Source organism: Apibacter sp. B3546 (genome assembly GCF_009827885.1).
Classification (GTDB): Bacteria; Bacteroidota; Bacteroidia; order Flavobacteriales; family Weeksellaceae; genus Apibacter.
The window spans coordinates 2,646-18,625 of the sequence record NZ_WINW01000001.1; the positions used below are offsets into that span (position 1 = coordinate 2,646).

Annotated in this window: 16 protein-coding genes; 14 read left to right on the plus strand and 2 right to left on the minus strand. The window is 32.1% G+C overall.

All coding sequences use genetic code 11. The features are described 5' to 3' along the window. The 8 genes from GFU93_RS00030 to GFU93_RS00065 form a co-directional block, all read left to right on the plus strand. The coding region (locus tag GFU93_RS00030) for a hypothetical protein (protein ID WP_160565863.1) at nt 1-358 on the plus strand (358 nt) is incomplete at its 5' end. A 3-nt stretch (nt 359-361) separates the two neighbouring features. Next, on the plus strand, nt 362-898 hold the full coding sequence (locus tag GFU93_RS00035; RefSeq protein ID WP_160565866.1) for an N-acetylmuramoyl-L-alanine amidase: 537 nt from the start codon (nt 362-364) through the stop codon (nt 896-898). After that, nucleotides 895-1,395, plus strand: a complete 501-nt coding sequence (locus GFU93_RS00040; protein ID WP_160565868.1) for a hypothetical protein — start codon at nt 895-897, stop codon at nt 1,393-1,395. The genes GFU93_RS00035 and GFU93_RS00040 overlap by 4 nt, the downstream gene beginning before the upstream one ends. After that, on the plus strand, nt 1,392-2,174 hold the full coding sequence (locus GFU93_RS00045) for a hypothetical protein (protein WP_160565870.1): 783 nt from the start codon (nt 1,392-1,394) through the stop codon (nt 2,172-2,174). Before GFU93_RS00040 ends, GFU93_RS00045 begins: the two co-directional genes overlap by 4 nt. Nucleotides 2,175-2,178: 4 nt before the next feature. Beyond that, nucleotides 2,179-2,703, plus strand: coding sequence for a hypothetical protein (locus GFU93_RS00050; RefSeq protein ID WP_160565872.1), 525 nt, complete (start codon nt 2,179-2,181; stop codon nt 2,701-2,703). A gap of 97 nt (nt 2,704-2,800) precedes the next feature. Continuing rightward, the gene (locus GFU93_RS00055; RefSeq protein ID WP_160565874.1) at nt 2,801-3,085 is read left to right on the plus strand and encodes a hypothetical protein; all 285 of its coding nucleotides are present in this window, start codon (nt 2,801-2,803) and stop codon (nt 3,083-3,085) included. A gap of 90 nt (nt 3,086-3,175) precedes the next feature. Next, on the plus strand, nt 3,176-3,697 hold the full coding sequence (locus GFU93_RS00060) for an HIRAN domain-containing protein (protein WP_160565876.1): 522 nt from the start codon (nt 3,176-3,178) through the stop codon (nt 3,695-3,697). A gap of 35 nt (nt 3,698-3,732) precedes the next feature. Beyond that, entirely contained in the window at nt 3,733-4,467 is a 735-nt protein-coding gene (locus GFU93_RS00065; protein ID WP_160565878.1) for a hypothetical protein, read from the plus strand. Between the two features lie 32 nt (nt 4,468-4,499). Here the strand turns inward: GFU93_RS00065 and GFU93_RS00070 are convergent, their stop codons facing one another. Next, complete coding sequence (locus GFU93_RS00070) at nt 4,500-4,820, minus strand: helix-turn-helix domain-containing protein (protein WP_160565880.1); 321 nt, start codon at nt 4,818-4,820, stop codon at nt 4,500-4,502. Nucleotides 4,821-5,054: 234 nt separating this feature from the next. On the opposite strand from GFU93_RS00070, the gene GFU93_RS00075 reads away from it, so the two are divergent. The 6 genes from GFU93_RS00075 to GFU93_RS00100 all read left to right on the plus strand — a co-directional run bounded on the left by GFU93_RS00075 (nt 5,055) and on the right by GFU93_RS00100 (nt 14,682). Beyond that, nucleotides 5,055-5,330, plus strand: a complete 276-nt coding sequence (locus tag GFU93_RS00075) for a hypothetical protein (RefSeq protein ID WP_160565882.1) — start codon at nt 5,055-5,057, stop codon at nt 5,328-5,330. 13 nt (nt 5,331-5,343) lie between these two features. Next, nucleotides 5,344-5,640 carry a hypothetical protein gene (locus GFU93_RS00080; protein WP_160565883.1) on the plus strand — a complete coding sequence of 99 codons (297 nt, stop codon included), beginning with the start codon at nt 5,344-5,346 and terminating at the stop codon, nt 5,638-5,640. A gap of 131 nt (nt 5,641-5,771) precedes the next feature. After that, a complete protein-coding gene (locus tag GFU93_RS00085; RefSeq protein WP_160565885.1) occupies nt 5,772-6,200 on the plus strand; it encodes a hypothetical protein in 429 nt (142 codons plus the stop codon). Next, entirely contained in the window at nt 6,193-10,389 is a 4,197-nt protein-coding gene (locus tag GFU93_RS00090) for a phage tail tape measure protein (RefSeq protein ID WP_160565887.1), read from the plus strand. Before GFU93_RS00085 ends, GFU93_RS00090 begins: the two co-directional genes overlap by 8 nt. A gap of 2 nt (nt 10,390-10,391) precedes the next feature. Then, entirely contained in the window at nt 10,392-12,860 is a 2,469-nt protein-coding gene (locus tag GFU93_RS00095) for a hypothetical protein (RefSeq protein ID WP_160565889.1), read from the plus strand. A gap of 1 nt (nt 12,861) precedes the next feature. Then, nucleotides 12,862-14,682: a hypothetical protein gene (locus GFU93_RS00100; RefSeq protein ID WP_160565891.1), complete on the plus strand. Its 1,821-nt coding sequence runs from the start codon at nt 12,862-12,864 to the stop codon at nt 14,680-14,682. Here GFU93_RS00100 and GFU93_RS00105 read toward each other — a convergent pair. After that, entirely contained in the window at nt 14,674-15,861 is a 1,188-nt protein-coding gene (locus GFU93_RS00105; protein WP_160565893.1) for a site-specific integrase, read from the minus strand. The two genes, GFU93_RS00100 and GFU93_RS00105, sit on opposite strands and share 9 nt — an antisense overlap. Nucleotides 15,862-15,980: the final 119 nt, after the last annotated feature.

Consider the following 15,980-nt stretch of genomic DNA (forward strand, 5'->3'; position numbering starts at 1 on the left):
CGCCCTTGTAGTACTCCTTTTTTGCTATTTACTCAAACCTTACCCTTTAGAGTATAAGACGCATCACAGAAATACAGCAAGCAAGAAAAACCGCTTTGCTGTTTCTGAGTTACCGAATATCGATTCCATAAAAACCATAACAAGCAAAAATGTAAATAACATCAAAGCGAAAAGAAAAATTTTTTGGAATTCCGAAAAAAGAAAAAATAGAGTTCTGTCTCAACTAGAAGAGGAAATAGCCTTAGCACAAAAAGAAATTACAACAGAATTGAATAAAGATAAAGAAGATAAAAATTTAAAAAATATATCTACAGATCCAATAAAAAAAAAACAAAATAAAAAAACTTCAAAAAATTAAACAATGAGAAAAGTAGCGATAGTTGTCGGGCATGCCAAAAACAATCCGGGCGCTTTTTCTAAATGGTTAAAGCCCGAATGGGAATATAATTTAAACGTGGCCGAAGAACTAAAAAAAAATAATTCTTCCTTATATAGTATTTTTTGCCATGAAGGATATGACGGCGGTTATTATGCGATGGAAAAACGAACCGCCAATAAAATAAATGCAGAAGCATTTGATTTAGTTTTGGAATTACACTACAATTCGGCTTCTCCTATGGCTCACGGAACCGAATGTTGTTACTGGTTCGCCAGTAAAAAAGGGAAAGAATATGCGCAAAATATATCTTCCGAAATTAGCCGTTATTTTTACACTACGAATAGGGGTATAAAAGCATTATATAATAAGAATGATCGGGGCTATTGGTTCACCTACTTAATGAAAGCGCCTGCTGTGATTGTTGAGCCGTTTTTTGGTTCCAATGAATTTGATTCCTTAAAATTTCAAGATCCTGTAAAATACGCACAAGCATTACATAAAATTATTGCCTCCTTATGAATTATACACTGCTTTTTTGGTCGTTAATTTTAGTTCTTGTGCACACTTCCTGTTCCACAAGAAAAAAAGTTTTGCAAAAAGATCACCGGTTGGTAATACGTGATACCTTTATTAAAAAAGACAGCATTTACGTGGTTAAAGAAAAAATCAGTATTTTACCTTCTGTAAATGCCGATATAATTGCCAATCCTTGCGATTCAACCGGACGATTACACGTATTTAAAAAGGTGATCCCCTTTCCTTTCGGCAGCGTCGAGCTAACCTCTGAAAATAATAACATACTGGCAAAAGTAAATACCGACAGTATTAATTCCGTTTTTCAAAAACAATATGAAGAGCGCCATAAAAAACAAATCGACAGGATTTCAGAACTTGAAAAGGTCAACAAAACGTTAAAAAATACCCCTTTCAATGGGTGGAAAATTGGTTGTTTGGCTTCTTTATTTTTACATATGATTGCCATTTTCTATTTAGTTAAAAATAACCCTTTCCGATGAAATTAAACTTTCAAGTGGCCGAACAATGGGACGAATTAAACGAATATCAATTAAGTCAAATTTCCGGTTTACTTTTTAAAAAAAAATTAGAGGAAAAAGAACTTCAATACCGACTAATCTTTTATTTATTTGTTAAAAAAAATACTTTAAGAAATTATTTTAAATTTAGAAAGCTTATCAATCGGGTTTCAATCAATGAATTAATCCCCTATACGGAATTTATAATTAAAAATGTACGCCGTACGGTTTTTCCTGAAAGTATTAAAATAAAAGGAAAAAAATTTTATTCTCCTTCTCCCCGATTAAGCAATCTTACCATAGAGGAATTTGCAACCGCGGATCTGTTTTTTTATCAATGGAAAACAAAAAATTCTTTGGTAGATCTTGAACGCCTGATTACCGTTTTGTACAGAGAAAAAAGCAATATCGAAATTATCGGAGATATTCGCAAACCTTTTTCAAAATTGGACCTGCCCCGGCGCGGCAATTATATTCCTTATCTAGATTTGAATACAAAATTAGCGATTGGATTAACCTATTTAAGCTGTCGTAATTTAATAATCAAAAAATACCCGGTCTTGTTTCCTCCCGCTAAAAACAATACTGAAAATAAAAAATACCAATCTTTTTACCCGGCCTTACTTTCCACTTGTTTAGGAGAAATACAGCCCCTGGGAAACTTTAACGAAGCTAAAAATACCTTGATTGATAATTTTTTTTCCATAGTAACGGAAAATATTTTGCTTTACAGAGAACGGGAAAAAGCAGCTAAAAAATAAATGTATGAAAAAAAGAGACGGATCCTACCGGACTATTAAAAATTACCTGAAAAATTTAGTTTCTCAAACCGACCATATAAAAGAGGTGATCGGCTTGTCTCGTACCGAATTGAATAACAACTTATCCTCACGCACAAAACCGGAAGATCCTTTATTGGTACTTTGGGGCTATGAAGCAAAATTAGACGGAAACAATAAGCAACACACGCGAGGGGTACGCAAAATTACGTTTTCCATAGTATACCGATGTAAACCCGCCGATTATGCTGCGCAAGAAAAAGCATATGAACTTAGCGAATTATACGGCGTAAATCTCATTTCAAGAATACATTGGGATGCACTCACTCATCAATACCATTGGTTGTCTCATGAGTTCGACAAAGACAGCGTTACCTGGAATTTAGTGGAATACGACACGGCTAATGGGTTGTTTGGGTGTGAATTTACCGTAACACTAACCATTAAAGACTCCTTATCCGTTGATCCTGATTTTTGGAAGGATAAAAAAGATTATTGTAATTATATTTAAATGATAAATATCAGTAAAAAAAATAGTATTTTTTTAATAATTGTTACTTATATCTTAAAATAATTATAATATTGATAATTATTTGTATTTTTGGAACATGAAAAAAGAACTAGCTAAAAAAATGTCTGAAGAAGAGCTTTTTATAGAAAATTTGCTTTTCATTTTAGAGCCTATATATACTAAAGGTCTTCCTATCGATGAATTTAAAAGAACCCTGTTATATTTATCCTCTTTGGAAATGAACTCCAAAAAAAATAAAAATAAAATTATGAACAACTGGGTTTTTCCGTATATAGAATCTCTTTTTGTCTTTTTTGACAGGCTGCAACGAAATGAGGAACTAAAAAAAGAAAACAGATATTTCATTGAAGATCTTAACTAATGAAATAAATTAACTGCTTCTCAACTAATTAACCTACTTTTTTATTTTATCTAATTAGTTTTTTTTTATTTTTGCTAATAATTAAAACTAATGAAAATGTTCATCTATTTTGTCTTTTTTATAATAATATTTCTTATAATTATTATAGAAATAAATAAAAGCAAACCTTCTAAAAACCTAGTTGAAAACAACAAGGAAGCTACCTGCAAAGAAGTACCCAAATACTATAAAAATAAAAAATTAAATCCCTATTCATACCCGTGCCCCGAAAATAAACGGGGGGTGTTAAATATAGAATTTTTTGTTACAGGTACTCATTATAAAGCCATGAGGGTAGATAAAGAAAGGCAAACAATTATACACCAAATGAAAGTCCACAATACCGTAACGATTGAAAAAGAACCGGATAACCCTTACGACCCCCGCGCAATAGTAGTTTTAAATGAAATAGGAGAAGATCTGGGATATATTAGAAAGATAGACCAATTTAAACTGCTTCCTTATTTGGATGCGAATAAGTTTATAATTGCTGCCCGTATAGACCGATTTTATACTAATGAATACGGAAAAAACGTAATTATACGCGTGTCAATCGGCGAAATTTTAAAATAAAAGTTACCATTATAAATCTCTAAAACTTTGTATATATGAAAGCATTAAATCTATTTCTATTATTATTAAGTTCTTTAATATTAACAGCACAACAAACAGATATTGTAAAAAGAGCTATTTTGAAAGATATAAAAAATGGAGTAGTTGAAATAAATTCACAGTCGGAGGCTGATGTAATTATAAAAAAACTTCAAGAATACATAACTCAATCCAAAGATTCTGTTTTTATTAATGATTCTAAGAAATTTATTGATAGTCTGGGATCTGTAGATTTCAAATCAATTTTAATACCTGTTGATTTGTCAAAAATTGATAAGAAAACTTTAAAAAATTATAGAATCAAAGAAGACAATTTCAATAAAACGATTTTTATTTACGCTAAATATCCTTTTGCTAAAAATATTCTCTATATATATCCTTATATATGCATAAAAGATAATAATATGTATCTTAAAATGTATACCAATTATTCAGGAAAAGACTGGGTATTTATGAATAAAATTATTTATTTAATTGACGGTGAAACTTATGAATATCAAACAAATAATGTAAGTAGAAATGTTTATACGGGCTATGTTTCTGAATCTTCATACAAGATAATGACGGAAGATATTTTAAATATCATGAGAAAAATTGCAAGTAGCAATTCGGTTGTTGAAATAAGATATTCAGGAAATAATATTTCAGATATGAAAATGCCTGAAAGTACAAAAAAAATGATTCGTGAAATTTTATTTTTATTTGATGAATTAAGAAATACAAAAAATTAAATCTTTTTAAATAGTTTAATAAATAAAATCTGCTACTTAGTAGATTTTTTTTCTATAAACTTTAATTTTTTCACAATCTCCTCTAATTCTTCCAGTGTTTTTGCTTTAAATAGCTCTCCTTTATAATCTACAAGAGCGGTTAAGTCTTTTTTGTGTAATTCATTAGTAAACAATTGCCACAATTCAACATTAAGGGCTTTCGCTATTTTTTCTAAGCTGTCTAATGATGGTTTTGTTTTACCGGTCATTATGCGTGAAATACTCAATTCGGCTATATTAGCTTTTTCAGATAATTCTTTTTGATTAATACCTTTTTTAGATAATATATCTTCTAATCTTTTAATTAATTCCATGCATATGTTTGTTTATTAAAACAATGTACAAATATACATTTAATTTTATTAAAACATTTTTTTCAAAAAAAATGAACATTTAAGTATATTTTATTTGTTTATTGATATACATATATGTATATTTACAGTGTAATTAATTAACATTAATGTTTATTTAAAAAATTATAACCATGAAAAAACTATACCATACAATGAGCAGGAAAGATTTCACCCTATTTCAAAAAACTCCATCTTATGAGCCATAAAAAAAACTACGAATCGGCGGCGGAAATACGCGAAGCACAATATCAGGAACTACTGTCTGCCATTTATGCGAGCGGGTGTCGTATAGAAGATTACTCAAAAGTATTGCTTTATCTTCAAAGCATCCTTCTGGCTCAAAATAAAGAGAAAAAAGAGGTGTTGGATAATTGGACGGTCCCCTACATAGAATCCCTTTTAATTTTCTTTTCCGAATTAAAAAAAGATAAGGAAATTATGGATGCTAACAGAAATTACATTAAATTTTAATTAAATTTAAAATATGGTAGAATATAAAGAAGAAATTAAAAAATTGTTAACCTCTCTTTACGAACAAGGTAACCCGGTTGATCATGACGCTCAATTGACGACCCGGGAAATATATTACGATTTACTCTCTTTGCTTCCCGAAAAAGCCATAGACGAATACGACGTATATGAAGTGCTTTCCTCGCTTTATACCCCTTTTTACGTGTCTTCTTCTAAATATGAAGTGGTAATGACTGCAGAAGGAACCCCGAAAATTATTGAAAATAAATGGGAAGGAGTCAAATTCCTTTGGCATTTAAAAAGAATATGACCTACTACGTATCTAAAAATAGAAATTCAAAAAGATAAAATAAATAGAATTCATATACCGCTTGAGAAATCAAACGGTATTTTTTTTGTCCTTTCTTTTCATCGCATTATTCCTTCATTTTACATAAAAAAATGCAGGAAAAAGAAATAGGCAAAGCAGCGGCCTCCATGGTTAAAACTGCTTTACAAGAAAAAATCAGAAATTCCGGTTTGCACCTTTCCGATAAAAAGAAAAACTCTTTGGTGAAAGCTACCGGAGCGCCCAGAATGTCCAAAATTTACCCCGGTGAATTATACGGAATAGCGGTAAAAATGCCCAAACACGGATTTATTTTAAACTTTGGAGCAACTACCCAAAGAAGAACCGGTATCGTCAAACGCGAAACGCCCCGCACGACTTTTTACAAAAGAAAAGCCCATCCGTTTCATTTAGAGCCTCGTTCTTTTATCGATGATGCCATAACGGATAGCGGGGCCGTTGACTATTTAAGTGAAAAAATAGGGGAAATTCGAGCCGAAGCCGTCGTAAATCAAATAGGAAAAGCCTTCAGTCATGAGTAAATCAAATGTCACCAACCAACAAATAAAAATTAAAATTAACGGCAAAGAGATTAAAAACACTCTGGCCGATATGGGGTTGGAAATTGGTAAATTAACCAAAGAACTGCGGAATTTAGACAAAACCGACCCGCAATTTAAAAACAAAGTAGCCGAACTAAAAAAAGCTAAGGAAGCCTACGCCGATTTAAAAAATGAAATTAAAGGAGTCCCCGGCTTTTTTGATAAAATGACCTTAAGCGTCAAGAGTTTTTATTCGGCCTTAGGATTAGCAATTGGAGTACAAACATTCGTAACGGCCCTTTCCAATGCTTACTCCATAGTCAAAGACTTTGATTCGGCACAATCCGAATTGGCCGCCATACTGGGTAAAAACAAGATAGAGATTGCCGGGCTGACGGCCTTGACTTTGAAACTGGGTGCAACCACGGCCTTCACGGCAACTCAGGCTACGCAAGCAGCTACAGAATTAGCCAAATTAGGTTTTTCCGTAAACGAAATAAAACAATCTCTGGGAGGCATTATAGACGGAGCCGTTGCGTTAGGTTCCGAAATTCCCGAAACAGCAGAATTGGTAGCCGCAACCTTGAAAGCGTTCGGCTTGCAAGCGCAAGATACCACACGGGTAGTGTCTGTTTTGGCTGCCGGAGCTAACGCCACTTCTCTGGGGTTTGAAAGCCTGAAAACTTCTTTGGGAAATGTTGCCCCGGCAGCAGCGGCAGCCAATTTAAGCATTGAGCAAACAGTGGCTTTATTGGGTTTAATAACCGATAATGGTATTGATGCTTCAACGGCTGGCACTTCGTTGCGTAATATGCTAATTAAACTGGCAGACAGCGGGATGCCTTTACAAGAAGCTTTAAATCAAATTGCCGATTCTCAAAACCAATTAACTAAGGCCACGGAATTGTTTGATGTGAGATCTGCCGTATCGGCCATTGCTCTGGCTTCTCAAAAAGATAAAGTTACGGAGCTTACCGATGCCTTAACCGGTCAGGAAGCCGTATTAAAACAAATGGCTAAAACCCGACTGGACAATCTGGAAGGAAGCGTGACACTCTTTAAATCGGCGTGGGAAGGATTGGTTTTATCCATTGAAAAAGGCGATGGGATCATCGGAAGTTCAATTCGAAATTTCGTTGATCTGGGTACTTCTTTGCTCAATCTAATAACCCCTGTACAAGGTTTGTCGGGTGAATTACAAGAACAACAGGTTCAAATGAATTTGTTGGCCATTGAGGTTTTAAGAGTTTCCGAAAAAGAGGAACAAAGACATGAAGCCATCGAACGTTTAAAATCTTCTTACCCTGAATTTCTGAACTATTTATCGGATGAAAATATAAGCAATAAACAACTGATGGAAGCATTGGATAAAATCAATGCGCAATATGCCCGCAAAATATCAATAGCAAAAGGACAGGAAGAATTAACCCGTTCCCTTAAAAATCAAAAAGAGGCAACGGAAGAGCTGGGAAAAGCTCAACAAAAATTATTAAAAACATTACTTGATATTTCTAACACAATCCCGGAAATTAAAGTAAATTTTTCTGCACAAGATTTAGCTTCCGAAACCCAAAGAGTATTGGATGAAATGAATAAATTAGGGGAAGGATGGAGCTTGAATTATTCTAAATTGCAAGGATTATCTGCTAAATATGTAACGGCTGCTTATGCGTTAAATGGATATAATAAAGAAGTTGATGAAGCAAGAATCAAAAATGACAGGTTAGTTAATGCGGTAGAAAAACAAGAAAGTGCACATTTATCTACCATCATTACCTACAATAAAGCCTCTGAAGTAATTGAAAAATACAAAAACGGATTACTCACACAAGGAGAGGCTTATTTTTCTCTGAGTAAAAATCAAACGGCCTCTTCTGCAGAACTTCTAGCCTTTGAAAAATTGGTGTCAAATTTTTCAAATAATACCTTACAATCTTTTATCACACAACTGGCCAAAGAAAATATGGCCGTGGAGAGTTCGCGAGTAGTGATAAAAAATGCTGCGGTTACCTATCAATCACTTCAAGATGCTAAAAATAAATATATAGCCTTATTCCCTGAATCCATCCAAAAAACTAAGGAATTAAAAAAATCCATTGATGGGTTAACTCTCTCTGAAATTTTGGAAAAAACACAGTTGTTAGAACGCATTACCTATTTAGATAAAAATATTCAAATGAATACGTTGATGGGGGCATCCTTAGACGCATTAAGGGGTAAATACAATGAAATAGCTAAAACCCAAGACGATCTAAGTTCCATAAACGGGGTAAAAAGTAAAATAAACGATTTAAATGCAAAATATAATAGTGCAAATACGTCAGAAGAACGCTCAAAACTTAAAAAAGAAATAGCAGAACTTCAAAAAATAGAAGATGAAATGACCGGAAAGGCCGAAGAGCAAAGAAGGAAAAAAGCAGAAGAATCGATGAAAAAAGCAGCACAAGCGGCAAAAAAATTAGAAGAAAAAAACAATGCTGAAAGAAAAAAATTGCAAGAAGCGGCAAAGAATGAAGCAGAAAAATTTCAAAAACAATTGCTTACTGCTGAAAGAAAATATCAGGATGAACATTACTCGCTTTTAAAAAACGGCTACGATAAAGACCTGATCCTTTTAAATATTGAATATACACGGAAAAAAGAAGATATTTCAAATGAAATTAAATCTTTGGAGGCCTTGTCAAAAGAATATGAAAAAAAAGCTTCCATCGCTTCAAAATTAGGGGACCGAGACACTTCGGATAAATTCAAAAAATTAGCCGAAGAACAAGTTCAGATTATCCAAATAAAAGAAGAAACGATAACCGCTTTAGAAAAAAAACATGCCGCTCAAAGACTTAAATTAATTTATGATTATCGCCGAAAAGAAATTGAAAAAACAAAAGAGAATTATGAAAATGAAATACGTAATCTTCAAATCAGATATGAGGAGGAATTATCATTTATTACTGATTTAGAAACAGCAAAAATTATTCTTTTAAAATACTATGGTGAAAATGAAATAAAAAATCTGCGTACCATTAACGAGGCTAAGAAAAAATTAATTTATGCCCAAGAAAAAGAATTATATGAAATGCAACTTGAACAATTGAACGAATTACGTACACAATTGAATGACGAATTGCAAAAAAATGCCGATAATGAATACAACGGGTTAGATATTATTTTTACGGAGGAGCAGCTCGAAGAAAAAAAGAAACAATTAAATGAGCTTATACTGGAAATGAATAAAATCCAATCCATTTTAACGGATAAAAAAGTAGATAAAGATTTAGAAGATGAAGAAAGTAGAAAACAAGAGCGTTCAAACCTCCTTTCAGGAATTGACTTACTCGGTTTTTCCGGTGACGAATGGGAAAACGCTTTTAAAAATTTAGACACATGGAGTGGAAAATTAAAAGCCGTTACCATGTCGGTACAAGCTCTGCACAACGTTTGGGATTCTTTATATCAAATGCAAGCCGCATCAACTCAAAAATCAATCAAATATTACGAACGCGAAACCTCACGAAAAAAAGAATTGCTTAAAAATCAGTTAGAACAAGGATATATCAATCAATCACAATACGATGCAAAGGTTCAAAAATTGGAAGAAAAAATGGCTGAAAAACGGGCGGATCTAGAGTATAAATCTGATCTTCAAAAATACCGAATGGATATATCTAAAGCTATTTCAAATACAGCTTTAGGGGTTACCCGGGCATTATCGTCCGCTAATTTTGTTTTAGCTTCCTTAGTTGCTGCGCAAGGAGGTCTTCAAGTAGGCATCATAACTAATAATAAACCGCAAAAAGGATATGTCGACGGGGGGGTAACTACCGGCTTAGGCTTTACGGACAATTCCGGTCATGAAGTAGCGGGAATCGTTCATGCCAAAGAATATGTAATTCCTGAATGGCTGCGACAGGATCCTCAAATAGCCCGTTTAGAAAAATATATTGAATATAAAAGAACCGGAGGTAAAAACTCCATAGAAGCCGAAGTGTTTACCCCTTCAGCGCCTTCAGCAGCCTCTCAAAAATATACGGATGACTTAGGGGTGTTTTTGAAAGAAAATATAGCCTTACTTCAAAATTTAAAAAATAACGGAGTAGTAGCCTATGTGTCGGATGATTTTAAAACTACCACACATTTAATAGACCGACAGAAAAAAGTTAAAGAAATTTTAAATAACGCTAAAATAGTTTAATTATGAATGTACAATTACCTGAAAAAAACAAGGAAACAGGGGTTTATTTTACCGGTGATTCTCTTGCAACAACGATCCGGTGCCAAAAAAACTCTTATATTCAAATGAAGGCTACTATGCGCGTATACCCTTTTTCGGGCGGTGCTCAACCCTTCCATTATTCCTCTGATTATGAATACTACCCGTTTAATGGTAAGACTACCGTATACTTAGGGAAAATTGCAGATTCATATTTTTATATTCCGGAATTACTTACCGAGGTATTTAATTTCGGCAAAATACAGGAGGGTATGAATGCTATACCGCTCTATCGTCCGTTGGAAATGGATATCACTTTCCATGAAATTAATTTAGAAAATGAAAAAGTCATTCATGAGCTTTCCTTTACTAATATTAAATTTATTAAAGGCTACTCTAACTCCTTATTGAAAAACAAACTCTATACTTCACGTTTAGGAAGTAATTCTTTAGTGTCTTACAGTTCCTTTTTGCCAATGTCGTTGTATAAAAATAATCAACTGTTGTATAAAAATAATACTAAAAATGATGTGTTATACGCTAACCTATATAAAGATTCCTTAAAAAAAAGCGGGGATGTATTTAATTTAAAACATTCGGACTCTTCTGCTGTAGTTCAAAAATGGATTTCTTTTCCTCAATCTCTACAATCTGTACATATCGTTTGGCTGGATGAAAATTTGACACTTCAAATTTTCGAAATGACCGGTGAATATTTAACCAACTTGCAACATAATTTATTAACTAATGTCTTTATACGCGATCAAGTCGAAATAAAAAAGGTGTTATCTTCTGAGATCACTAAAAAAATAACCCTCAACAGCGGTTATATTTTAGAGGACGATATAAACATTTTATCTTCAATTATTAAATCTGCCAGGTCCTGGATAAGCTTTGATCATTTAAACTCGTTTACTTCTTTTATTTGTAATACTAAAGAGTTGGAGAAAAAAAGCGATCAATCGATACATTCATATGAATTAGAGATCATCTTAAATGACAACGTTGAAATTCATAAAAAAATAGAAATTGAATCTGACTTTGTATTCGATTTTATAGCTGATGGAACTAATGATAATACCCTTAATTTAACGTATGCTTTTCCTTCCGGTAAAATAGAAATTATTGATTGGGGGGACGGAACGGTTAATTCGGAATTATCGCATCGTTATCTTTCCTCTCAAGAATATAGAATTCAAGTTAAAATACCGAATCTTACAAGAGTTCATATGGACCATCTAAAGATTAGATCGGTAATTAAACTTCCAAAAACATTAGATCAATTGAGCTTTACCGGTTGTTGTTTCACTTCAGAATCTATTCATAAGCTTTTATCTTTAGTTTTAGCCCATAATCCGAAAAGAGGACTTTTTGGGGCTACTTCCGGAAATCTAATATATCGAATTGCCTTTTATAGTTTTATCTGTATTGATGAGCAAAAACCGGGAGTGATTTTGACTCCTGAATCCATAGAGTTAGCTAACAAATTATCCAACAATCGCTGGTTTATTGATTACCATTATGCGAATTCGGAAAATCATATAACAAGCTCACGATATCAAGACCCGGATAATGCACTTAAATATTGGAATGATGAACCGTCTTTTGAAATAGATTTAAATCCTAGATTTTTGGTAGAAGGCGAAATTAGAACTACAAATGCTGAAATAATAAGCAGATCATCCGGAGTTAATGCAGATGATACCATGTTAAATTATTTTGGCGCAATATGGCAGCATCCTGACGACTTTTGGTTAGTTGAAAATCTCATGTCGCAACCGGTAAAATCTCAATTTCAATTACCCATGTCTTTTTATTCCAAAGGTTGCTATAATTTAAAAATCGGGCAAATGATGAAGCCTGTTAAAATAAATAATTTTTATGAATATAATCATATGTCTATGAATGATTTTGTACTTGATGTAATAGCTGCAAATGAAGTATTATTTGCTTATTATGACAGAGACTATACAATAGAGGTTTCCGGTGCCCCTTCAATTAAGTCATTTGATATTTTACCCTTAAATAATGCATTATATAAAGGATTAGGAAAAACAAATGATACTATGACTCCTAAACTGGTTTTTGACAGTCAACTTAAAGATACTACCATAAATAATATTTGTTGGGAAGCAGAAGAATCGGGCGAATATGAATTTTCATTTATAAATTTTATAGTGGATTTCAAAAGTTTAAGAGAAAAAATGTCAGGAATCCCCGGTTTTTATTTAGCGTATTATAAAGAAAACGGAGATTTTGAATTGTCAAATAATATGGGGATTAATGATTGGGCTAATTTTAGAGTGGAAATAAATCGAGTTATAACTTTAAATATAAATAAAGGGGATAAAATTATACCCTTGTTAAACGGAACCTGGGAGACTCCCTTAACGCCTGTTAAAGGAACTATTAAAATTTTGGCGGGGTCAAGATTAATTATATCAAAAAAATAATATGGCAACAAAAATAATATATCCGGGCGTTTGGGAACTTGATATTTCTCATATTAAACTGGAACGCGTTGAAAATAATTCATATTTTTCAGATACCTTTTGGGGGACATCCTCGTATCCTTTTGAACTGCATATCGATAGTTTACATCCTCAATTTATATATACTCCAAATACAAAAGGTTTTAAACGGGAATATTCGGAAGTTATTCTAATGGAAGACGGAAAAATTGAAGCTGCAAAACTGATTGTCTTAGAATGTCAAGGCAATAAAGTATCTTTTCAATTTATTGTTGGTTTTGATGATTTACCAAATTCCAACAAAAAATTATCTGAATTTGATTTTCCTAAAATAAAAACGAAGGATTTATATACTCATGCGGAAAGTTTACTTCCAAAAAAATATCCGGATGTTAAATATAATTTTCCGGCGGTGCACACCTCAATGGTAGATACTACCAATAAATTATTTAAAGATTTTAAAGGAACATATAACCTCTATAAGGATGGAAAGTTTGTTAAAAACAGGATAGATTTTGAGGACAGTAAAATAATAAATGAAAACATTATGAATCCTTCCTTATATCTTTTGTATATACTAGAAAAGGGTATTGAAGAAGCCGGATATCTTTTAGAAGGAAATATTTTTAACGACCAATTATTAAAATCGGTAATGGTTTTTAAAGGATTTAATCAAATTTATGATTTAAAATTTCCTGATCCCATGCTCTGGCATATTCAAAGAGATGACTATGATAGAATGGATACTCACGGGGTTTATCCAAATACTTATTTTTATAATAAAGTATGTGATAATAATATACACGGTATTTTTAAAGTTAAAGGAGATTTTGATTTTGAAACAAACGTTCCACGAGGAGGACAAGGAGAATTTACTTTTAAATTAGGTGATGAAGTTTTATTTACCGTTAAAGGAAAAGAAGGTTATCATAAATTCGAATTTGCTTATACAAATGATCCAAAGTCTAATCGATTGTTATCCGTGGAAGGTAAATATTTATGCCATCCTACAGATTTACGAAGAAGAATAATGACGGCTGAAGTCAGTCCGATAGGAATTTTTGATGAGGATAATAATATTATTAATCCGAATTTTGATTCTTCCGAAATTGATCTTTCCAAATATGTCCCGGATATAACTTTTGGTGATTTTTTGAGAAAAATAAAAAATACCTTTAATCTTGATATTTTCAGAAGGAAAGGTAGGATTATAAGCATGGATTTAATAAATAATAATCTTAACAAATATGAAAATATTAAAGACATTAGCGAATATGATGTGTTACATCCGAAAATTACTTTTAACGCCTATAGTTCGTTTTTGCTAAAATTTCAATACGAAAATGAACAATATCCGTTGTCTTCTCTATATGTTGATAAGACCGGTTGTTATTCCGACAGATACGTTACACAAGAAGATACCATAGAAATAATTTCGCAAGCTATACCCCTCCCCTTAGAATCTAAAAATAATATAAATTCTGCTAAATATATTTCTGATGATGATTCCTATATTTCATTAATTATTTTTAACGGATTGGATAATGGACAAAATAATACTCAAGATAATAAGCCGTTACTTTGGAATAATTTATATTCAAAATATTGGCAAAAATGGTTAAAATTTAGAATCAATGCCATTTCTTTTACCTGGAATTTTACGGCACTTAAAGAAAAAATAAAAGATATTACCGTTAAAAAGAAATTATATGCATACCATAAAGTACATATTCCTAAAAAAATAACCCGCACGGATTTATCCGATCAGGTAGTTAAAATTGAAGTAGAGACCTATTCAGAATAAATTGTCCAATAAAAAAATAGATTCGTCCTCCTCGGCTTCTACCATATGTACATAAATCATGGTTTCTTTTATTGAGGTATGATTGAGCAGTTTTTGTAACTGCTCAACTTTGCCTCCGGCGCGTAAATAATTGGTGGCAAAAGTATGTCTTCCAACGTGTAATGAAACTTCTTTTTTTATATTTAATTTTTGGGTCACTCTTTTTATAACCTCATTTATATTTTGTTCTGCTATCCATCTGGTAAATAATTCGGGGACCTGCTCAACAATCGATAAGGCTTTGTTATTGACTCGTACGCGATGCATATACGGTTTTGACAATTCTGTTTTTACCGGTATAAACTCTAATATTCCGGTAAATATTTGTTCTCTTGTTAATTTTTTAAGGTCGGATATCCTCAATCCGGTATAGCATGAAAACAGAAAAATTCCGATCGGTATTTTTTCTCCCGGCAATATAAATTCCGATACATAAAAATTGTACAATTTCTTTACTTCTTCAGGGGTTAATGCTACCCGATTGGATCTTATATTTTTTATTTTAATGGTGTCAATATCTATCTTTAAAGGAATTCCTTTTTTGGATGCTTTCCTTAAATATTTCTTTATTACTTTTAGGTTGGAGTAATAGGTATTGTAATTTCTTGTTTTTAAAAAATAGCTTTTATAATTATCTAAAAAGGTTTCGTCTATTTCTGAAAAATAAATTTCCTTTTTAAATTTTCTTAAATTCATAAGAATGCTTTGATGTCTACGATATGTGCCATCTTTTAAAATGGTTTTCTCTTGACTTAATTCATACTCAAAAAAGGAAGTAAATTCTCCTCTGGGTATGTTATTTTTTAATTCTTCTATTAATTTTTCGGGGGTTAATATTTTGTTGGAAAGCCAATAAAAAGTTTTTACGGCGGTTACTTTAGATTGGACATTATCCAATAAAAGCTGTAATTCTTTATGTCTTGATTCTTTGCCGATAATTTTTTGAGTTGATGAATCAAACTCATTATCTTTTACTGTAAAGCCTAAAGATAACTTTAGTTGCTTTCCATTACCACATACATGAAGATACATAAGGTATTCTCCGTTTTTATTTTTATTCTTTCTTCTGTAAAATCTGGCTTTCATAGCTGTGTATATACCTGTACACGTTTGAAAATGTTTATTTCTAAGTTCTTCCATACTATCTAACTTATTAATTTAGATAGTGTTACAGTTAGTGACAGATAAAATCGAACAAACTTTTTTTTATTTTAGAACAAAAAAAATTCTTGTTCTATATTCTGTTCTAAAAATTTAAA